The sequence below is a fragment of the Kitasatospora purpeofusca genome (assembly GCF_042691725.1).
In the GTDB taxonomy this organism is placed as follows: domain Bacteria; phylum Actinomycetota; class Actinomycetes; order Streptomycetales; family Streptomycetaceae; genus Kitasatospora; species Kitasatospora purpeofusca_B.
Map to the genome: position 1 here is coordinate 6035475 of NZ_CP170483.1, position 20633 is coordinate 6056107.

Below are 20633 nucleotides of genomic sequence, written 5' to 3' on the forward strand. Positions count from 1 at the left end.
TTCCGCCTCCGGAGGAGAACCCGTGTCCAGCCCCGCCGTGCCCGATCCCGCCCTGCTCGACGAGCTGCTCGACGTCGCCCTGGACGCCGCCCGCCGGGCCGGCACCCTGCTGCTGGAGGGCCGGCCCGCCGACCTGGGGGTCGCCGGCACCAAGAGCAGCCCGGTCGACGTGGTGACCGAGATGGACCTGGCCTCCGAGAAGCTCGTCCTGGAGCTGATCACCGCCCGCCGGCCCGAGGACGGCTACCTGGGCGAGGAGGGCGCCGAGCGGTCCGGCGTCAGCGGGGTGCGGTGGGTCGTCGACCCGCTCGACGGTACGGTCAACTACCTGTACGGGCTGCCCTCCTGGGCGGTCAGCGTGGCCGCCGAGCTGGACGGGCGCGCGGTGGTCGGCGTCGTGTACGCCCCGGCGCGCGGTGAGCTGTTCCACGCAGTGCTCGGCCGCGGCGCCCGGCGGGACGGCCGGCCGGTCGCCGTCCGCCCGGCCCCGCCGTGGGGCCAGGCGCTGATCGGCACCGGCTTCGCCTACGTCCGCGAGGTGCGGGTCCGGCAGGCCGAGGTGGTGCTCGGGCTGATGCCCGAGGTGCGCGACATCCGCCGGGGCGGCGCCGCCGCGGTGGACCTCTGCGACGTCGCCGCCGGCCGGCTGGACGGCTACTACGAGCGCGGGCTGGCGCCCTGGGACCGGGCGGCCGGCTGCCTGATCGCGGCCGAGGCCGGTGCCGTGGTCGGTGGCCGCCCCGGGCGGGGCGCGGACGGCGAGCTCACCGTGGCCGCCGCCCCCGGCGTCTACGAGCCGCTCCAGGAGCGGCTGACCGCCCTGAACGCCTGGGCCGACTGAACGCCCGGGCCGCCCTGAACGCCCGGGCGGACCGAGCAACGCGGGAGGGCCCGCTCCCCGGCCGCCGGTGCGGTCGGGAAGCGGGCCCTCGGGCCGTTTGCGGGCGACGAAGAGCCCTGACATACGGGGGATGCCAGGGCCTGGGTTTCGCACGGCCCCCACAGGGCCGCTGGTGCCGGAGATCCGGCGACGGGTCGGGCTTGGGGATCAGGCGGCGGCGGTGCGGTGGCGCTCCAGCACCGTGTCCACGCCGTGCTCGGCGGCGAGACGGCGCAGATCGTCCAGCTCGGACTGTTCCACCTCGGCGAGGAACTCGTCCCCGGCCTCGATCGCGCGGTGCAGGTCCTGCTCGGCGTTGGCGATGCGCTGCAGGATTCCGGCGGTGAAGGCGTCCATACGGGCCCCCTTACTGTGTCGGACGTGCACGGTCGTGCGCTCCCCGCCCCGGGGTGACGGTGGCCAGCGGAAGCGTCCGATCCGGGCGGTGAAGAGCTCCGGTCGGGCGCGGAGACGGCCCTCGGCCGCTCCCGGTGACGCCCCAGCCCCAGGGCCGGCGCGGATGAACGCACGGCGGGTGGGTGCGATCGGCTCAGAAACCGGATCGCGGGTGTGCGGATGTCCTCCCCGCCCCGGGGGGCGGGAAACCTCCCGGCGGCAGAAAGTTGCCTGCGTCACAGTCCAACCGGACTGCTCCCGCCACGAACGGCGGCCCTCCGCGCCCGGCGCCGGCCCGCGGCGGCCCGCCCCCGGGGCAGCTTATCGCTGCCTTACCGCAGGACCAGGCAGGATGGAGGCAGCGTCGGAGCCGTGCGTCCGCTTCCCGGGCCGGCTTGAAGAAGGGACAACCACCGTGCGGGTTCTCGTCGTCGAGGACGAGCAGTTGCTCGCCGAGGCAGTGGCCACCGGTCTGCGCCGCGAGGCGATGGCGGTGGACGTGGTCTACGACGGGGAGGCCGCGCTCCAGCGCATCGCGGTCAACGACTACGACGTGGTCGTGCTCGACCGCGACCTGCCGCTGGTCCACGGCGACGACGTCTGCCGCAGCGTGGTCGACCAGGGCCTGGCCACCCGGGTGATCATGCTGACCGCCTCCGGCGACATCAGCGACCGGGTCGAGGGCCTGGAGATCGGGGCGGACGACTACCTTCCGAAGCCGTTCGCCTTCAGCGAACTCGTCGCCCGGGTGCGCGCCCTGGGCCGCCGCGCGACCGTCCCGCTGCCCCCCGTCCTGGAACGGGCCGGCATCTCGCTCGACCCCGGCCGCCGCGAGGTGATCCGCGACGGCCGCCCCGTCCAGCTCGCGCCCAAGGAGTTCGCCGTCCTGGAGGTGCTGATGCGGGCCGGCGGCGCCGTCGTCTCCGCCGAGCAGCTGCTGGAGAAGGCCTGGGACGAGCACACCGACCCGTTCACCAACGTCGTGCGCGTCACCGTGATGACGCTGCGCCGCAAGCTCGGCGACCCGCCGGTGATCGTCACCGTCCCGGGTTCCGGCTACCGGATCTGACCGGACCCCGCGGCTCCGAGCGGAGCCCGCGGCTCCGTCCGGAACCCGGCCCCCACCCCGCGCCCGCCCCGGCGGACGCCCCGAGAGGACCATCATGACCACCCCGCCCCCGGCCGGCGGGCCCTCCGGCGCGCCCACCGGCGGGCGCGCCGTGCCCAACCGGCCCGTACCGCCCAAGCCGGCCCACCCGCCGCGCGCCCCCCGCCTGCACTCCTCGCACGACACCTACGTGCCCGGCGACGGCATGCTCGCCTGGCTGCCGTTCCGCCCCACCATCCGGATCCGGCTCACCCTGCTCTACGGCGGGATGTTCCTGATGGCCGGCGTGGTGCTGCTCCTGCTGATGTACGTCTTCGTCAAGCAGGCCCTGCGCGACGTCCAGCCGCCGCCCTTCGACTTCGGGCCGACCGGCGCCCGGGTGAACGGCGTCTGGATGAGCACCGACCAGTTCAACCAGTACCTGGCCAACAGCCACACCGCGAAGTCCGACACCGCGCTCAACACGCTGCTGCGCAAGTCGCTCACCATGCTGGTCTGCCTCGCCGTGATCGCCTTCGTGGCCGGCTACGCGATGGCCGGCCGGGTGCTGCGCCCGCTCGGCCGGATCACCCGCACGGCCCGTGAGGTGGCCTCCTCCGACCTGCACCGGCGGATCGAGCTCGACGGCCCGGACGACGAGCTCAAGGAGCTGGCCGACACCTTCGACGACATGCTGGAGCGCCTCGACCGCTCCTTCGACTCCCAGCGCCGGTTCGTCGCCAACGCCTCGCACGAGCTGCGCACCCCGCTGGCGATCAACCGGACCCTGCTGGAGGTCCAGCTCTCCGACCCGCAGGCCTCGCCCGACCTCCAGCAGCTCGGCAAGACCCTGCTGGCCACCAACGAGCGCAGCGAGCAGCTCGTCGAGGGCCTGCTGCTGCTCGCCCGCAGCGACAACGAGCTGACCGACCGCCGTCCGGTGGAGCTCTCCGAGGTGGCCACCCGGGCCCTGGAGCAGACCAGGGCGGAGGCGGCCAAGCGCGAGGTCGACCTGCGCGCCTCGCTGCACCCGGCGACGGTCTCCGGCAACGGCGTCCTGCTGGAGCGGATCGCGCTCAACCTGCTGCAGAACGCGGTCCGCTACAACGCCCCGGACGGCTGGGTGGAGATCACCACCGCCCCGGTGCCCGGCGGCGGCGAGCTGGTGGTCTCCAACACCGGCCCGGTGGTGCCCGGCTACGAGCTGGAGCACATCTTCGAACCGTTCCGCCGGGTCAAGGGCGCCGACCGGACCCGCAGCGACAAGGGGGTCGGCCTCGGCCTCTCGATCGTCCGCTCGGTGGTCCGGGCCCACAACGGCACCATCGAGGCCACCCCCCGCGCCGGCGGCGGTCTCACCATGCGGGTGCGCATCCCGGGCGGGTGACGGCCCCGGAGGCGCCGGCACCCGCCGTCCCTCCGGGCAGCCCCTCCCAGGGCCTCCACGGCCCCGTCACAGCCCTTCTCGGGGCCGGGACGGGGCCGTTGCGCCGTCCGGGTGAGCAACCTCCGTGCGCCGACCGTTCCCAGCCGCCCCCACCAGGCCCGTCAAGACGACATAAGGCCTGGCGGGGGCGGCTTGTCATTTCCGGCCCGGGCAACTTACGGTGTCGTAACCTACGCGACCGTAAGTGCCGTCCGAACGGACTCCGGCGTACCCGTCCAACGCGCCCGTCCCGCGCGTGCCCGTCCCCCAGGAGCCAGCCCCGTGACCATCGCCCCCGTGCAGCGCAGCACCTCGCTCGGTTCGAGCGCCTGGACCGACACGCGGCTGATCCTGGCCCTGGAGGAGGTCGTCGAGAAGGAGCTCAACCGCCACCTCGCCGTCGCCAAGGAGTGGATGCCGCACGAGTACGTCCCGTGGAGCCGGGGCCGCGACTTCGACGGCGTGCTGGGCGGCGAGGCCTGGGAGTCCGGGCACTCCAAGGTGACCCCGCTCGGCCGGGTCTCGCTCGTGGTCAACCTGCTCACCGAGGACAACCTCCCCAGCTACCACCACGAGATCGCGACCATGTTCGGCCGCGAGGGCGCCTGGGGGGAGTGGGTCCACCGCTGGACCGCGGAGGAGGGGCGGCACGGCATAGCGATCCGCGACTACCTGCTCACCACCCGGGCCGTCGACCCGAACGAGCTGGAGCGGGCCCGGATGGCCCACATGTCGGAAGGCTTCACGTCCGACAACGCGCACAGCATGCTGCACTCGGTCGCCTACGTGGCCTTCCAGGAGCTCGCCACCCGCATCGCGCACCGCAACACCGGCCACTCCGCCGGCTGCCCGCTGGCCGACCAGCTCCTCGCGAAGATCGCCAACGACGAGAACCTGCACATGGTCTTCTACCGGAACCTGCTGAAGGCCGCCCTGGAGATCGCCCCGGACCAGGCCATGAGCGCGGTCGCCGAGGTGGTCACCAACTTCCGGATGCCCGGCCACGGCATCCCCGGCTTCGAGCGGGCGGCCGCCCAGATCGCCCTCGGCGGGGTCTACAACCTGCGCATCCACCACGACGACGTGCTGCAGCCGGTGCTGCGCCACCTCAAGATCATGGACCTGCAGGGGCTCGGCCCGGACGGGCTGCGGGCCCAGCAGGAGCTCGGCGTCTTCCTCGACGGGCTGGACGCGCAGGCGACCAAGTTCGACGAGCGCCAGGCGGCGCTGCTGGCCCGCCGCGCGGCCCGGAAGCAGGCGTAGGGGCTTGGGTGGATTTTCCATGGTTTGCCCGGGGTGGCGACGAACGTGACCAAGCTCACACCGTGTCGCTCCCCGAGATCGGATGATGTCGGAGGGTGATCGTTCGCTCTCCTCCTCCGATCGCCGTCCGTGAGCGGGGCGGCGATCGGTCGGGGACCGGAGGATTGGCTCCCCGCCCTGGTGGGCAAGGGAATTGGCGGGTGCATCGAGGACCTTCGCTCACGGAGCGTGTCCAGCATTCGGTCGTTCGCGCGCCGCGGCGATGGCCCTGCGTGAGGCCCCGAACGCCCGAGTGGATCACCCCAACGGACCCCTGGCTGAGTGTCGATTGAGTAACAGGGCTTGAAGTAAGGCAAAATCTCCGCCTCGGGTCGGGCACAAGACCGACCCCCCATGCGTTACGTGCGCTGGAGATACCGCACACACCGCACAACCCGGAGGGGGAGAGCGAAATATGGCTACCGACTACGACACCCCACGCAAGACCGACGATGAGCTCAACGAGGACAGCATCGAGGAGCTCAAGGCCCGCAGGAACGACAAGGGCGGCAGCTCGGTCGACGTCGACGAGTTCGAGGCCGCCGAGGGAATGGAGCTCCCCGGCGCGGACCTCTCGAACGAGGAGCTCTCCGTCCGGGTGCTGCCCCGACAGGCCGACGAGTTCACCTGCATGAGCTGCTTCCTGGTCCACCACCGCAGCCAGCTGTACAGCGAGAAGAACGGCAACCCGATCTGCCGGGACTGCGGCGCCTGAGGACCAGGGCGGTCATGACTCGAGCCTCGCGGTGTCCGCGAGACCGGTGCGACGCCCCTTCCGGCCCCGGGCAGCGGGGCCGGACGGCAGCTCCGGCGTCCGTCGTGACGGACGCACCAGTCATACGGTCGGATGGAAAGCGCTTCCCGGAAGCGCGAAGGGACGGTACCGCCTCGGCGGTACCGTCCCTTTCCGTTCGGTCGTCTCCTGCTCCGCCCGGGCCTGCCCCGGCCGGGCCTCAGGTCCGGGCGTTGCGGCGGGCCTCGTCCAGGGCCTCCGCCAGCTTCATCGGCGAGCGGGTCGAGAGATAGAGGTACGGCGTCGGGTCCGTCGGGTCGCTCACCTCGACCCGCAGTGCGGTCGGCACGTAGCTGCGCAGCAGCATGAAGGCCCGCGGGTCGGCCTTGGGCCCGCGCCAGGCGGCGGCGTCCGCCGGGCCGAGCGCCTGCGCGGCGCCGAGGGCGTCGACCGGGATCCGGGCCGGGCCGGCCACCAGGGAGCCCTGGACCACCCGGATCCGGGCCGAGCCGTAACTGCTGATCGCGGCGGCGCCGGCGGCGATGCCGACCACCAGCCCGACCAGCGCGCCCACCGCGCTGAGGCGCAGCAGGATCAGCGCGAACGTGAGGCCGATCACGACCGGGAACAGCCACCAGGAGCGCGGCACGGTGAGGCGTTCGTCGTACATGCCCCCCATTGTGGGCGCCGTGACGGCGGCGACGGGACGCAACCCCCGTCCGGGCCGCGGCTACCGCTCGGTAGGGTGGGGCGGCGTGACCGGTTCGACAGCCCCCACCGCGCCCACCGCCCCCACGACCCCGACCACGCCGCCGCCGGAGGCCGTCCTCCCGCCGCGCGCCCCCGAGGCCCCCGCCCCCGGCACCCGGCTCGGCTCCCACTACGAGCACTGCTTCGGCTGCGGCCCGCAGCACCCCGGCGGCCTGCGGATCGACGCGGTGGCCGGCGAGGGCCTCGACGTCACCGCCGAGTTCACCGTCCGCCCCGAGCACCAGGGCGGCCCCGGCCTGGCCCACGGAGGCCTGCTGACCACCGCCATGGACGAGACCCTGGGCACGCTCAACTGGCTGCTGCACGCCCCCGCCGTCACCGGCCGGCTGGAGACCGACTTCCTCTCCCCGGTGCCGGTCGGCTCCACCCTGCACCTGCGGGCCTGGGTCACCGGCGTGCACGGCCGGAAGATCTACAGCGCCGCCGAGGCGCGGATCGGCGGACCCGAGGGACCGGTCGCGGTGCGCGCGCAGGCGCTCTTCGTCCAGGTGAAGCTGGAACACTTCACCAAGCACGGTCGTCCCGAGGACATCGAGAAGGTCCTCGACGACCCCGACCTGATGAAGCGCGCCCGAGCCTTTGAGGTGAACCCTTGAGCACCACCCCCCGCGAACCCCTCGACGTCCTGATCCGGCGGATCGACCCCGAGCTGCCGCTGCCCGCGTACGCGCAGCCCGGCGACGCGGGCGCCGACCTGCGCACCACCGTCGACGCCGAGCTGGCCCCCGGCGAGCGGGCCGTCCTTCCCACCGGCATCGCCATCGCGTTGCCCGACGGCCACGCCGCGTTCGTCCACCCCCGCTCGGGTCTCGCAGCTCGTTGCGGTGTTGCTCTGGTGAACGCCCCAGGGACGGTCGATGCCGGGTACCGTGGAGAGATCAAGGTGATCGTCGTCAATCTGGACCCGCGCGAGGGCGTCAGCTTCCGCCGAGGGGACCGGATCGCCCAGCTGGTGATCCAGCAGGTCGAGAAGGCCCGTTTCCACGAGGTGGCGGAGCTGCCGGGGTCGGCACGCGCCGAGGGCGGGTTCGGGTCGACCGGCGGCCACGCTGCGGTCTAGGCTGCCCGCGGCCTCGCAGGAAGCCGAGCAGGTATTCGCATCGGTCTTGGACCGGGAAGGACAGTGACCGTGTTCCGTCGTCGCCAGAAGAGCGAGGACGCTGTCGAGCAGCTCGCCGACGACGCCATCAGCGCCGACGAGACGGCCGATGACGTCGAAGGTTCCGCCGAGAGCGAGAACGTGACCGAGCTGGACCCGACGGACCGGGTCGGCCTGCCGCCGGCCCCGCGTCCGGACGGTCCGTGGGACCACTCCGAGCTGGAGAACCCGGAGGAGGGCCGTGTGGACCTCGGGGGCCTGCTGGTTCCCGGTGTCGAGGGCATGGAACTCCGGGTGGAGGTGGCCGGGGACGCGATCGTGGCCGCCACCCTGGTCCTCGGCAACAGCGCCATCCAGCTGCAGGCCTTCGCGGCCCCCAAGTCCGAGGGCATCTGGGGAGAGGTCCGCGAGGAGATCGCCACCGGCATCACCGCGCAGGGCGGCATCGTCGAGGAGGAGGAGGGCCCGCTGGGCTGGCACCTCCGCGCCCAGGTCCCGGTGCAGCTGCCGGACGGCACGCAGGGCGTGCAGCTGGTGCGGTTCGTCGGCTGCGACGGCCCGCGCTGGTTCCTCCGCGGCGTGATCTCCGGCCAGGCCGCCGTCCAGCCCGAGGTGGGTGGGGTCCTGGAGCAGGTCTTCCGGCAGACCGTCGTCGTCCGCGGTGAGACCCCGATGGCGCCCCGCGACCCGATCGTGCTGAAGCTCCCCGAGGACGCGCAGATGGTCGCCGACGGCGGTGGCGCCGTCGCGGCCGCCGGCGAGGGCGAGAACCGCTTCGGCAGCGCCGCGCTGGACCCGTTCGCCCGCGGCCCGGAGATCACCGAGGTCCGCTGAGCGCACCTGAGCTCGCCCGAGCTCACCGTCCCAGCTCGCCGATCGCCCCCGCCCGCACCACCGGGCGGGGGCGATTTGCATGTGGCGGCCCCGTCCCCGTACAGTTCCGGAGTCGCCGCGAGAGAGCGGGGACAAGCGGAAAGCGAAGTCCGATGAATGAAACTCCGGAAAACGGAGCGGAAAACATCTGATAAGCTGGAAACACGAAAGAACGAAGCGCCCGGAGGGCCGGTGTGAAAGCCGCCTGATGGAAGCGTCCGTTCCTTGAGAACTCAACAGCGTGCCAAAAGTCAACGCCAGATATGTTGACATCCCCGGCCTCGGACTTGTTTCGGGGTTGGAGATTCCTTTTGAAATAACACTAGCGAGGACGCAGTGCGCGGGGCCGCCTAATTCCGGTGGTTGCCGTGCCGCTCAACGCGGGTGTGAACCCGATTACGGGTAATCATTCACGGAGAGTTTGATCCTGGCTCAGGACGAACGCTGGCGGCGTGCTTAACACATGCAAGTCGAACGGTGAAGCCCTTCGGGGTGGATCAGTGGCGAACGGGTGAGTAACACGTGGGCAATCTGCCCTGCACTCTGGGACAAGCCCTGGAAACGGGGTCTAATACCGGATATGACCTGGGACCGCATGGTCCTGGGTGTAAAGCTCCGGCGGTGCAGGATGAGCCCGCGGCCTATCAGCTTGTTGGTGGGGTAATGGCCTACCAAGGCGACGACGGGTAGCCGGCCTGAGAGGGCGACCGGCCACACTGGGACTGAGACACGGCCCAGACTCCTACGGGAGGCAGCAGTGGGGAATATTGCACAATGGGCGAAAGCCTGATGCAGCGACGCCGCGTGAGGGATGACGGCCTTCGGGTTGTAAACCTCTTTCAGCAGGGAAGAAGCGCAAGTGACGGTACCTGCAGAAGAAGCACCGGCTAACTACGTGCCAGCAGCCGCGGTAATACGTAGGGTGCGAGCGTTGTCCGGAATTATTGGGCGTAAAGAGCTCGTAGGCGACCTGTCGCGTCGGATGTGAAAGCCCGGGGCTTAACCCCGGGTCTGCATTCGATACGGGCAGGCTAGAGTGTGGTAGGGGAGATCGGAATTCCTGGTGTAGCGGTGAAATGCGCAGATATCAGGAGGAACACCGGTGGCGAAGGCGGATCTCTGGGCCATTACTGACGCTGAGGAGCGAAAGCGTGGGGAGCGAACAGGATTAGATACCCTGGTAGTCCACGCCGTAAACGTTGGGAACTAGGTGTTGGCGACATTCCACGTCGTCGGTGCCGCAGCTAACGCATTAAGTTCCCCGCCTGGGGAGTACGGCCGCAAGGCTAAAACTCAAAGGAATTGACGGGGACCGCACAAGCAGCGGAGCATGTGGCTTAATTCGACGCAACGCGAAGAACCTTACCAAGGCTTGACATATACCGGAAACGGCTAGAGATAGTCGCCCCCTTGTGGTCGGTATACAGGTGGTGCATGGTTGTCGTCAGCTCGTGTCGTGAGATGTTGGGTTAAGTCCCGCAACGAGCGCAACCCTTGTTCTGTGTTGCCAGCATGCCTTTCGGGGTGATGGGGACTCACAGGAGACTGCCGGGGTCAACTCGGAGGAAGGTGGGGACGACGTCAAATCATCATGCCCCTTATGTCTTGGGCTGCACACGTGCTACAATGGTCGGTACAAAGGGCTGCGATGCCGTGAGGCGGAGCGAATCCCAAAAAGCCGGCCTCAGTTCGGATTGGGGTCTGCAACTCGACCCCATGAAGTTGGAGTTGCTAGTAATCGCAGATCAGCATGCTGCGGTGAATACGTTCCCGGGCCTTGTACACACCGCCCGTCACGTCACGAAAGTCGGTAACACCCGAAGCCGGTGGCCTAACCCGTAAGGGGAGGAGCCGTCGAAGGTGGGACCAGCGATTGGGACGAAGTCGTAACAAGGTAGCCGTACCGGAAGGTGCGGCTGGATCACCTCCTTTCTAAGGAGCAATATGCCGCTTGCAGGCGAATGTCCTGCACGGTTGCTCATGGGTGGAACGTTGACTATTCGGCACACTGGGCTTGGGTCCTGTTAGTACTGCTTCGGCGTGGAAAACAGTTCACTGTCTGGTGTGTCGGGCACGTTGTTGGGTCCTGAGGGAACGGAAACGTACCTCAGTGATGCCGGTCCCATGCTTTGTGAGGTGGGTGTCTGGTCGTTGTTTGAGAACTGCACAGTGGACGCGAGCATCTGTGGCCAAGTTTTTAAGGGCGCACGGTGGATGCCTTGGCACCAGGAACCGATGAAGGACGTGGGAGGCCACGATAGTCCCCGGGGAGCCGTCAACCAGGCTTTGATCCGGGGGTTTCCGAATGGGGAAACCCGGCAGTCGTCATGGGCTGTCACCCATACCTGAACACATAGGGTATGTGGAGGGAACGCGGGGAAGTGAAACATCTCAGTACCCGCAGGAAGAGAAAACAACCGTGATTCCGGGAGTAGTGGCGAGCGAAACCGGATGAGGCTAAACCATGAGCGTGTGAGACCCGGCAGGGGTTGCGCTGATGGGGTCGTGGGATTTTTCTTGATCGGTCTGCCGGCCGGTCGGCGAGTCAGAAACCGTATGGATAGTCGAAGGACATGCGAAAGGTCCGGCGTAGAGGGTAAGACCCCCGTAGGCGAAATCTGTACGGCTCGTTTGAAGAACTCCCAAGTAGCACGGGGCCGAGAAATCCCGTGTGAATCTGGCGGGACCACCCGCTAAGCCTAAATATTCCCTGGTGACCGATAGCGGATAGTACCGTGAGGGAATGGTGAAAAGTACCGCGGGAGCGGAGTGAAATAGTACCTGAAACCGTGTGCCTACAAGCCGTGGGAGCGTCGTTGTGGTCTTCGGACCATGGCCGTGACTGCGTGCCTTTTGAAGAATGAGCCTGCGAGTTTGCGGTGTGTAGCGAGGTTAACCCGTGTGGGGTAGCCGTAGCGAAAGCGAGTCCGAATAGGGCGGTTGAGTTGCATGCCCAAGACCCGAAGCGGAGTGATCTAGCCATGGGCAGGTTGAAGCGGAGGTAAGACTTCGTGGAGGACCGAACCCACCAGGGTTGAAAACCTGGGGGATGACCTGTGGTTAGGGGTGAAAGGCCAATCAAACTCCGTGATAGCTGGTTCTCCCCGAAATGCATTTAGGTGCAGCGTCACGTGTTTCTTGCCGGAGGTAGAGCACTGGATAGGCGATGGGCCTCACCGGGTTACTGACCTTAGCCAAACTCCGAATGCCGGTAAGTGAGAGCGTGGCAGTGAGACTGTGGGGGATAAGCTCCATGGTCGAGAGGAAACAGCCCAGAACACCGACTAAGGTCCCTAAGCGTGTGCTAAGTGGGAAAGGATGTGGAGTCGCAGAGACAACCAGGAGGTTGGCTTAGAAGCAGCCACCCTTGAAAGAGTGCGTAATAGCTCACTGGTCAAGTGATTCCGCGCCGACAATGTAGCGGGGCTCAAGCACATCACCGAAGTCGTGTCATTGCAGCATGAAGGGCCAACGCCTGCTGTGATGGGTAGGGGAGCGTCGTGTGCCGGGTGAAGCGGCGGTGGAAACCAGTCGTGGACGGTATACGAGTGAGAATGCAGGCATGAGTAGCGATACAAGAGTGGGAAACTCTTGCGCCGATTGACCAAGGGTTCCTGGGTCAAGCTGATCTGCCCAGGGTAAGTCGGGACCTAAGGCGAGGCCGACAGGCGTAGTCGATGGACAACGGGTTGATATTCCCGTACCCGCTTTGAAGCGCCAACGCTGAACCGAGTGATGCTAAGCCCGTGAAACCGGCCCGGAGTCTTCGGACAAAGGGACGTGGTGGAGCCGGCGATCCAACCTCGTATTAGGTGAGCGATGGGGTGACGCAGGAAGGTAGTCCAGCCCGGGCGGTGGTTGTCCCGGGGTAAGGGTGTAGGACGTTGCGTAGGCAAATCCGCGCAACACATAGTCTGAGACCTGATGCCGAGCCGATTGTGGTGAAGTGGATGATCCTATGCTGTCGAGAAAAGCCTCTAGCGAGTTTCATGGCGGCCCGTACCCCAAACCGACTCAGGTGGTCAGGTAGAGAATACCGAGGCGTTCGGGTGAACTATGGTTAAGGAACTCGGCAAAATGCCCCCGTAACTTCGGGAGAAGGGGGGCCATTCCTGGTGACGAGTCTTGCACTCCGAGCTGGGGGTGGCCGCAGAGACCAGCGAGAAGCGACTGTTTACTAAAAACACAGGTCCGTGCGAAGCCGTAAGGCGATGTATACGGACTGACGCCTGCCCGGTGCTGGAACGTTAAGGGGACCGGTTAGCTCCATTTCGGTGGGGCGAAGCTGAGAACTTAAGCGCCAGTAAACGGCGGTGGTAACTATAACCATCCTAAGGTAGCGAAATTCCTTGTCGGGTAAGTTCCGACCTGCACGAATGGCGTAACGACTTCTCGACTGTCTCAACCATAGGCCCGGTGAAATTGCATTACGAGTAAAGATGCTCGTTTCGCGCAGCAGGACGGAAAGACCCCGGGACCTTTACTATAGCTTGATATTGGTGTTCGGTTCGGCTTGTGTAGGATAGGTGGGAGACTTTGAAGCCGTGACGCCAGTCATGGTGGAGTCGTCGTTGAAATACCACTCTGGTCGTGCTGGATGTCTAACCTGGGTCCGTGATCCGGATCAGGGACAGTGTCTGGTGGGTAGTTTAACTGGGGCGGTTGCCTCCTAAAGAGTAACGGAGGCGCCCAAAGGTTCCCTCAGCCTGGTTGGCAATCAGGTGTTGAGTGTAAGTGCACAAGGGAGCTTGACTGTGAGACTGACGGGTCGAGCAGGTACGAAAGTAGGGACTAGTGATCCGGCGGTGGCTTGTGGAAGCGCCGTCGCTCAACGGATAAAAGGTACCCCGGGGATAACAGGCTGATCTTCCCCAAGAGTCCATATCGACGGGATGGTTTGGCACCTCGATGTCGGCTCGTCGCATCCTGGGGCTGGAGTAGGTCCCAAGGGTTGGGCTGTTCGCCCATTAAAGCGGTACGCGAGCTGGGTTTAGAACGTCGTGAGACAGTTCGGTCCCTATCCGCTGTGCGCGTAGGAGTGTTGAGAAGGGCTGTCCCTAGTACGAGAGGACCGGGACGGACGAACCTCTGGTGTGCCAGTTGTTCTGCCAAGGGCATGGCTGGTTGGCTACGTTCGGGAGGGATAACCGCTGAAAGCATCTAAGCGGGAAGCCTGCTTCGAGATGAGCACTCCCACCTCCTTGAGAGGGTAAGGCTCCCAGTAGACGACTGGGTTGATAGGCCGGATATGGAAGCCCTGTGAGGGGTGGAGTTGACCGGTACTAATAGGCCGAGGGCTTGTCCTCAGTTGCTCGCGTCCACTGTGTTGTTCTGAAACAACGACCCCCACACGTCTGGTCACGGTGTGGGTGCGGTTGACAGTTTCATAGTGTTTCGGTGGTCATAGCGTGAGGGAAACGCCCGGTTACATTCCGAACCCGGAAGCTAAGCCTTACAGCGCCGATGGTACTGCAGGGGGGACCCTGTGGGAGAGTAGGACGCCGCCGAACAAATTTTGAGAAGAACCCCCGCCGGTATTCCGGCGGGGGTTCTTTGTTTTTCCCGGACGGGTCAGAGCGCGAGCTTGAAGCCGAGGTGGGAGGGGACGAAGCCGAGGCGCTCGTAGAAGCGGTGCGCGTCGGTGCGGGTGGCGTCGGAGGTGAGCTGGACGAGGTCGGCGTCGAGTTCGCGGGAGCGTTCGATCGCCCACCGGATCAGGTCGGTGCCCAGGCCGGTGCCGCGTTCGTCGGCGTGGATCCGGACGGCCTCGATGACGGTGCGGGTCGAGCCCTTCCGGGAGAGGCCCGGGATCACGGTCAGTTGCAGGGTGCCGACCGTCCGGCCGGCGCGTTCGGCGACCACGAGGTGCTGGTGCGGGTCGGTGTCGATGCGGGCGAAGGCGGCGCGGTACGGGGTGAGGTCGTCAGGGCTCTCGCGGGTCGCGCCCAGCGGGTCGTCGGCGAGCATGGCCACGATGGCCGGCAGGTCGTCGCCGGTCGCCCGGCGGATGGTCAGATCGTTCATGATCACACTCTAGGAGGCCCTGGAAGGCCCTTCTGGCGTGATCCGGCGTCATGTGCCGGGCGGTGGGCTGGTGATGACGGCGAAGACGGCTCCTTGCGGGTCCACGAGCCGGCCGAGGCGGCCGACGCCGTGGACGTCCGTGGCCGGGATCCGCACGGTGGCGCCGAGGCGTTCCGCGGTGGCGAGGCGGGCGTCGACGTCGGGGACCTCGAAGTAGGGGAGCCAGTGCGAGGAGGTGCCGGCGGCGGTCTGTTCGGGGTCGAGCTGCATGATGCCGCCGTGGGCGTCCTCGGTGCCGCCGCCGGGCGGGGTGAGGACGGTGTACAGCAGCTCGCCGATCGGGACGTCCTGTTCCTGCCAGGCGAAGACGGTGCGGTAGAAGGCCTTGGCCGCCTCGGCGTCGACGCTGTAGCACTCCGTCCAGCAGAGGCTGCCGGGCTCGGTGACGGTGTCCAGGCCGCGGACGTCGTGCGGCTGCCAGACCGCGAAGTCGGCGCCGACGGGGTCGGTGTAGCCGGCCATCCGGCCGCTGGTGAAGACGTTGAACGGGGCGAAGCGGACCCGGCCGCCGCCGTCGCGGACCAGGGCCGTGGTGCGGTCGGCGTCGAGGGTGCAGAAGTAGACCGTCCAGGCGGGGCGGGCGTGGGCTTCGGTGAACGGGCCGAGCGCGGCGACCGTCCGGCCGTCCTGCCGGAAGAAGCCGTAGCCGCCGGCCTCGGGGCCGGCCGAGGCGTAGGTCCAGTCGAACACCCCGGTGTAGAAGGAGACCGAGGCGGCGGTGTCCGGGCTGGTGAGGTCGAGCCAGTTGGGGGAGCCGGGGCGGAAGGCGGTGGTGAGCATGGTGTGCTGCCCTTCGACGACGGAGGACGGACGACGGAACCGGCCCCTCCTCGTCCTCCCAGCCTGGCACTCGGGCCCGTGGTGTCGCACCCGGACGGTACGGTGCGTAGCGGAAGTCGTCCCGCACGGTGAAGGGGGCCCGATGGCCAGGCAGACAGGGGCGCGGACCGCCGCCGCAGGCGGGACGGGTGAGGCGGCGCCCCGCCAGTTGGCTCAGGTCGAGGGCGTGCTGGAGCGGATCACGTACGCCAACGAGGAGACCGGCTACACGGTGGCCCGGGTCGACACCGGGCGGGGCAGCAACGACCTGCTGACCGTGGTGGGCGCCCTGCTCGGCGCGCAGCCGGGGGAGTCGTTGCGGCTGCACGGGCGGTGGGGCTCGCATCCGCAGTACGGGCGGCAGTTCGTGGTGGAGAACTACACGACGGTGCTGCCGGCGACCGTGCAGGGCATCCAGCGGTATCTGGGGTCGGGGCTGATCAAGGGGATCGGGCCGCGGTTCGCGGAGCGGATCGTCGAGCGGTTCGGGGTGGACACCCTGGAGGTGATCGAGAACGAGCCCGGCCGGCTGATCGAGGTGCCGGGGCTCGGTCCGAAGCGGACGAAGAAGATCGCGGCCGCGTGGGAGGAGCAGAAGGCCATCAAGGAGGTGATGGTCTTCCTGCAGGGGGTCGGGGTCTCGACCTCGCTGGCTGTACGGATCTACAAGCAGTACGAGGACGGCTCGATCGGGGTGGTGAAGAACGAGCCGTACCGGCTGGCGTCGGACGTCTGGGGCATCGGCTTCCTCACCGCGGACCGGATCGCGCAGGCCGTGGGCATCCCGCACGACAGCCCGGAGCGGGTCAAGGCGGGGCTGCAGTACGCGCTGTCGCAGAGCAGCGACCAGGGGCACTGCTACCTGCCGGAGGAGCGGCTGATCGCGGACGGCGTGAAGCTGCTCCAGGTGGACGTGGGGCTGGTGATCGACTGCCTGGCGGAGCTGGTGGCGGTGGAGGGGGTGGTGCGCGAGCAGGTGCCGGGCGAGGGCGGTGAGCCGATCACGGCGGTGTACCTGGTGCCGTTCCACCGGGCGGAGATCTCGCTGGCCAACCAGTTGCTGCGGCTGCTGAGGGCGGACACCGACCGGATGCCGTGGTGCGCGGACGTCGACTGGCCGGCGGCGCTGGGCTGGCTGGCGCGGCGGACCGGGGCGGAGCTGGCACCGGAGCAGGAGCAGTCGGTGCGGTTGGCGTTGACCGAGAAGGTCGCGGTGCTGACCGGCGGGCCGGGGTGCGGCAAGTCGTTCACGGTGAAGTCGATCGTCACGCTGGCGCTGGCGAAGCGGGCCAAGGTGGTGCTGGCGGCGCCGACCGGGCGGGCGGCGAAGCGGCTGGCGGAGCTGACCGGGGTGGAGGCCTCGACGGTGCACCGGCTGCTGGAGCTGCGGCCGGGCGGGGACGCCGCGTACGACCGGGACCGGCCGCTGGACGCGGACCTGGTGGTCGTCGACGAGGCGTCGATGCTGGACCTGATCCTGGCGAACAAGCTGGTCAAGGCGGTGGCGCCGGGGGCGCACCTGCTGTTCGTGGGGGACGTGGACCAGCTGCCGTCGGTGGGGGCGGGCGAGGTGCTGCGGGACCTGCTGGCCGAGGGCGGGCCGATCCCGTCGGTGCGGCTGACCAGGATCTTCCGCCAGGCGCAGCAGTCGGGGGTGGTGACCAACGCGCACCGGATCAACGAGGGGCTGCCGCCGCAGACCGAGGGCCTGCCGGACTTCTTCCTGTTCGCGGAGGAGGACGCGGAGCTGGCGGCGGGGCTGACGGTGGACGTGGTGGCGCGCCGGATCCCGCAGAAGTTCGGCTACGACGCCCGGCGGGACGTCCAGGTGCTGGCGCCGATGCACCGCGGCCCGGCCGGGGCGGGCAACCTCAACACCCTGCTGCAGGCGGCGGTGACGCCGGCCCGGGAGGGGCTGGCGGAGCGGCGGTTCGGCGGGCGGACGTTCCGGGTGGGGGACAAGGTCACGCAGATCCGCAACAACTACGACAAGGGGCGGAACGGGGTCTTCAACGGCACCGTCGGAGTGGTGACGGCCCTCAGCGTGGACGACCAGCGCCTGACGGTGCTGACGGACGAGGACGAGGAGGTGCCCTACGACTTCGACGAGCTGGACGAGTTGGCGCACGCCTACGCGGTGACGATCCATCGGTCGCAGGGGAGCGAGTACCCCGTGGTGGTGATTCCGGTCACCATGTCCGCGTGGACGATGCTCCAGCGAAATCTGCTCTACACAGCGGTGACCAGGGCCCGAAAACTCGTTGTGCTGGTGGGGTCACGGAAAGCGATCGGGCAGGCGGTCCGCAGTGTCAGTGCAGGTCGGAGGCATGCGGCGCTGGATCACCGGCTTGCGTCTGGATGATTCTCCAAGGGATGGTTGCCTCTATTGTTCTCTTGACGTGAAGAGATTTACGGCAGAGCCTGGTGGGGTGCCGATCTTGTCCGGTTCGTACCGGCGGCGGCGGCAGGTTTTGTAGGGGCGGGCCCTTTCGGGTCACCCCGGGTGCGCGGCTGTCCGCCGGATGGGGGATGGTAGAGACAGTCAGGGCACCTTGGAAGAGGATTCATTTCGTCGGTGAGGAAGACGTGAGCGACAACTCGGTAGTACTGCGGTACCAGGACGGCGAGTACGAGTACCCCGTCGTCGAGAGCACTGCGGGCAACGCCGGCTTCGACATCTCGAAGCTGCTCCCGCAGACCGGCCTGGTCACCCTGGACAACGGCTTCGGCAACACCGCCGCCTACAAGTCCGCGATCACCTTCGTGGACGGTGACAACGGCATCCTGCGGTACCGCGGTTACCCGATCGAGCAGCTCGCCGGCAAGGGTGACTTCATCGAGACCGCGTACCTGCTGATCAACGGCGAGCTGCCGAACTCCGAGCAGCTCGCGCAGTTCAACCGCGAGATCACCCAGCACACCCTGCTGCACGAGGACGTCAAGCGCTTCTTCCAGGGCTTCCCGCGGGACGCGCACCCGATGGCGATGCTGTCCTCGGTGGTCGGCGCGCTGTCGACGTTCTACCCGGAGAGCCACAACCCGTTCGACGCGGCCCAGCGCCACCTGTCGACGGTCCGCCTGCTCGCGAAGCTCCCGACCATCGCGGCGTACGCGTACAAGAAGGCGATCGGCCAGCCCTTCGTCTACCCGCGCAACGACCTGAGCTACGTCGAGAACTTCCTGCGGATGACCTTCGCGGTCCCGGCCGAGGACTACGAGCTCAACCCGGTCATCGTCAACGCGCTGGACAAGCTGCTGATCCTGCACGCGGACCACGAGCAGAACTGTTCGACCTCCACCGTGCGCCTGGTCGGCTCCAGCCACGCCAACCTGTTCGCCTCGATCTCGGCGGGCATCTCGGCGCTGTGGGGCCCGCTGCACGGCGGCGCCAACCAGGCCGTGCTGGAGATGCTGGAGAGCATCCAGAAGGACGGCGGCGACGTCGACGCCTTCATCACGAAGGTCAAGAACAAGGAAGCCGGCGTCAAGCTGATGGGCTTCGGCCACCGGGTCTACAAGGCGTTCGACCCGCGTGCCGCCCAGGTCAAGCTGCTCGCCCACGAGGTGCTGGGCCAGCTCGGCAAGTCCGACGAGCTGCTGGACATCGCGCTCAAGCTGGAGGAGCACGCGCTGAAGGACGACTTCTTCGTCTCGCGCAAGCTCTACCCGAACGTGGACTTCTACACCGGTCTGATCTACCGCGCCATGGGCTTCCCGACCAGCATGTTCACCGTGCTGTTCGCCCTCGGCCGGCTGCCGGGCTGGATCGCCCACTGGCACGAGATGATCAACGACCCGACCAGCCGGATCGGCCGTCCGCGCCAGATCTACACCGGCACCGCGATCCGCGACTACGTCGAGATCGACGCCCGCTGACGCCGTGCACCCGCACTGACGCCATGCGCACGCCCTGACACCGTGCCACGAGGGCCCGGCCGCACTCCTGCGGCCGGGCCCTCGTGTTCTGCGCCCGCAACGTCCGGCGCACGACTCCGGGGGCGGCTGTGGACCCGGGACGGCCGCTCAAAGCGTCCCTGGTCCCGCCACACCCCGGCGTCGTGCGCGAAGGCCGCCAACCGTCGGCGACCGACCCGGGGCCCGCCGGAGCCCCGTCGGCGGCAGCGGTGGTCACGCGTCGACGCTGTGCCGTTCGCCACGTCTCCGCCCACCGGAAAAAACTGCCGCACTACCAACCTAAGACGTATCGGCGTGTGAGAAGTTACGCCGGGGGGGTGTGAGCTGCCTCTCGCCACGCTCCGTGTGCGTGCGGTGCCGCCCCCATACCACACCTTGCGGCGGCCGCGACGTCACCCTCCCCGCAGCCACGGCAACCGAGCGTGATAGGAATCGTGGCATTCCGGTACGGACCGTCCCGCACCTCGCAGCGTGGCGGCGGAGCTGGGGAGGGAGTGCGCAGATGACCAGGAACGTGGTTGTCACCGGCGGTGGCACGGGGATCGGGTACGAGGTGGCGCGGCGGTTCGCCGAGGCGGGCGAACAGGTCGTGATCGTCGGCCGGCGGCGGGCGGTGCTGGAGGACGCCGCCGCAGCCCTCGGGCCGAACGTGACCCCGCTGGTCTGCGACCTCGCCGATCCGGACGCCGTGGAGGCCGCGCTGGCCGAGCTGCCGGAGCGGGTCGACGTGCTGGTGAACAACGCGGGCAGCCGGGAGACCGTGATCGGTGCCGGGCCGCACGCCCTGCTGGCCCGCTGGCGCGGGGACTTCGAGCGCAACGTGCTGACCGTGGTGCTGCTCACCGAGTCGATCCGCGACCGGCTGACCCCGGGCTCCGGCCGGGTGGTCACCATCAGCTCGATCGCCGCCCTGCGCGGGGCCGGCTCGTACGGGGCGTCGAAGGCCTCGCTGCACGCCTGGAACCACTTCCTCGCCGCCCAGCTCGGCACCTCGGGCATCACCGCCAACATCGTGGCGCCGGGGACGGTGGCGGGCACCGAGTTCTTCGGGCCGCGGCTGGACGACGCGGAGGTCTCCCGGCGGGCGGCCCGGACGCTGCTCGGGCGGATCGGGGAGACCGGCGAGGTGGCGGCGGCGGTCCACTTCCTGGCCTCGCCGGAGGCCGGGTTCATCACCGGCGAGATCCTGCACTGCAACGGCGGCGAGCTGCTCGGCCGCTGAGCCCGCCCGCCTGCCGGGGGGCAGGG

Annotated in this window: 15 protein-coding genes and 3 rRNA genes; 14 read left to right on the plus strand and 4 right to left on the minus strand. The window is 68.3% G+C overall.

Annotation, left to right across the window (positions count from 1 at the left end):
* Window positions 1-37 precede the first annotated feature (37 nt).
* Window positions 38-841 carry an inositol monophosphatase family protein gene (locus ACFCLZ_RS26020; protein WP_380286288.1) on the plus strand — a complete coding sequence of 268 codons (804 nt, stop codon included), beginning with the start codon at window positions 38-40 and terminating at the stop codon, window positions 839-841.
* Between the two features lie 207 nt (window positions 842-1048).
* On the opposite strand, the gene ACFCLZ_RS26025 is transcribed toward ACFCLZ_RS26020, so the two are convergent.
* Window positions 1049-1237, minus strand: a complete 189-nt coding sequence (locus tag ACFCLZ_RS26025; protein ID WP_380279765.1) for a hypothetical protein — start codon at window positions 1235-1237, stop codon at window positions 1049-1051.
* Window positions 1238-1691: 454 nt separating this feature from the next.
* On the opposite strand from ACFCLZ_RS26025, the gene ACFCLZ_RS26030 reads away from it, so the two are divergent.
* From ACFCLZ_RS26030 to ACFCLZ_RS26045, 4 genes are all read left to right on the plus strand, one after another.
* Window positions 1692-2345, plus strand: coding sequence for a response regulator transcription factor (locus ACFCLZ_RS26030; protein WP_148642660.1), 654 nt, complete (start codon window positions 1692-1694; stop codon window positions 2343-2345).
* Between the two features lie 94 nt (window positions 2346-2439).
* Window positions 2440-3750, plus strand: a complete 1311-nt coding sequence (locus ACFCLZ_RS26035) for a sensor histidine kinase (RefSeq protein WP_380279767.1) — start codon at window positions 2440-2442, stop codon at window positions 3748-3750.
* 321 nt (window positions 3751-4071) lie between these two features.
* Window positions 4072-5052, plus strand: a complete 981-nt coding sequence (locus tag ACFCLZ_RS26040) for an acyl-ACP desaturase (protein ID WP_380279769.1) — start codon at window positions 4072-4074, stop codon at window positions 5050-5052.
* A gap of 454 nt (window positions 5053-5506) precedes the next feature.
* Entirely contained in the window at window positions 5507-5806 is a 300-nt protein-coding gene (locus ACFCLZ_RS26045; RefSeq protein ID WP_327681335.1) for a DUF4193 domain-containing protein, read from the plus strand.
* A 238-nt stretch (window positions 5807-6044) separates the two neighbouring features.
* On the opposite strand, the gene ACFCLZ_RS26050 is transcribed toward ACFCLZ_RS26045, so the two are convergent.
* A complete protein-coding gene (locus tag ACFCLZ_RS26050; RefSeq protein ID WP_380279771.1) occupies window positions 6045-6494 on the minus strand; it encodes a DUF3093 domain-containing protein in 450 nt (149 codons plus the stop codon).
* Window positions 6495-6579: 85 nt separating this feature from the next.
* On the opposite strand from ACFCLZ_RS26050, the gene ACFCLZ_RS26055 reads away from it, so the two are divergent.
* The 6 genes from ACFCLZ_RS26055 to rrf all read left to right on the plus strand — a co-directional run bounded on the left by ACFCLZ_RS26055 (window position 6580) and on the right by rrf (window position 14077).
* Complete coding sequence (locus ACFCLZ_RS26055) at window positions 6580-7191, plus strand: PaaI family thioesterase (protein WP_380279772.1); 612 nt, start codon at window positions 6580-6582, stop codon at window positions 7189-7191.
* Window positions 7188-7655, plus strand: coding sequence for a dUTP diphosphatase (gene dut, locus ACFCLZ_RS26060; protein WP_380279774.1), 468 nt, complete (start codon window positions 7188-7190; stop codon window positions 7653-7655). Before ACFCLZ_RS26055 ends, dut begins: the two co-directional genes overlap by 4 nt.
* A 69-nt stretch (window positions 7656-7724) precedes the next feature.
* Window positions 7725-8528 (plus strand): DUF3710 domain-containing protein, encoded by an 804-nt coding sequence (locus ACFCLZ_RS26065; protein ID WP_380279776.1) that lies wholly within the window; start codon window positions 7725-7727, stop codon window positions 8526-8528.
* Between the two features lie 448 nt (window positions 8529-8976).
* Window positions 8977-10499: ribosomal RNA gene (locus tag ACFCLZ_RS26070) — 16S ribosomal RNA — on the plus strand.
* 255 nt (window positions 10500-10754) lie between these two features.
* A 23S ribosomal RNA gene (locus ACFCLZ_RS26075) occupies window positions 10755-13873 on the plus strand.
* 87 nt (window positions 13874-13960) lie between these two features.
* A 5S ribosomal RNA gene (gene rrf / locus ACFCLZ_RS26080) occupies window positions 13961-14077 on the plus strand.
* Together the 16S, 23S and 5S rRNA genes form the textbook arrangement of a ribosomal RNA operon.
* 61 nt (window positions 14078-14138) lie before the next feature.
* Here the strand turns inward: rrf and ACFCLZ_RS26085 are convergent.
* Together ACFCLZ_RS26085 and ACFCLZ_RS26090 are read right to left on the minus strand one after the other, a co-directional pair.
* Window positions 14139-14591, minus strand: a complete 453-nt coding sequence (locus tag ACFCLZ_RS26085) for a GNAT family N-acetyltransferase (protein ID WP_380279777.1) — start codon at window positions 14589-14591, stop codon at window positions 14139-14141.
* Between the two features lie 48 nt (window positions 14592-14639).
* Window positions 14640-15431: a VOC family protein gene (locus ACFCLZ_RS26090; RefSeq protein ID WP_380279778.1), complete on the minus strand. Its 792-nt coding sequence runs from the start codon at window positions 15429-15431 to the stop codon at window positions 14640-14642.
* Between the two features lie 142 nt (window positions 15432-15573).
* Here ACFCLZ_RS26090 and ACFCLZ_RS26095 point away from each other — a divergent pair, with 142 nt between their 5' ends.
* The 3 genes from ACFCLZ_RS26095 to ACFCLZ_RS26105 all read left to right on the plus strand — a co-directional run bounded on the left by ACFCLZ_RS26095 (window position 15574) and on the right by ACFCLZ_RS26105 (window position 20607).
* Window positions 15574-17832 carry an ATP-dependent RecD-like DNA helicase gene (locus ACFCLZ_RS26095; RefSeq protein WP_380279780.1) on the plus strand — a complete coding sequence of 753 codons (2259 nt, stop codon included), beginning with the start codon at window positions 15574-15576 and terminating at the stop codon, window positions 17830-17832.
* 224 nt (window positions 17833-18056) lie between these two features.
* Window positions 18057-19346 (plus strand): citrate synthase, encoded by a 1290-nt coding sequence (locus ACFCLZ_RS26100; protein WP_380279782.1) that lies wholly within the window; start codon window positions 18057-18059, stop codon window positions 19344-19346.
* A gap of 541 nt (window positions 19347-19887) precedes the next feature.
* Window positions 19888-20607: an SDR family NAD(P)-dependent oxidoreductase gene (locus ACFCLZ_RS26105; RefSeq protein WP_380279784.1), complete on the plus strand. Its 720-nt coding sequence runs from the start codon at window positions 19888-19890 to the stop codon at window positions 20605-20607.
* Window positions 20608-20633 lie beyond the last annotated feature (26 nt).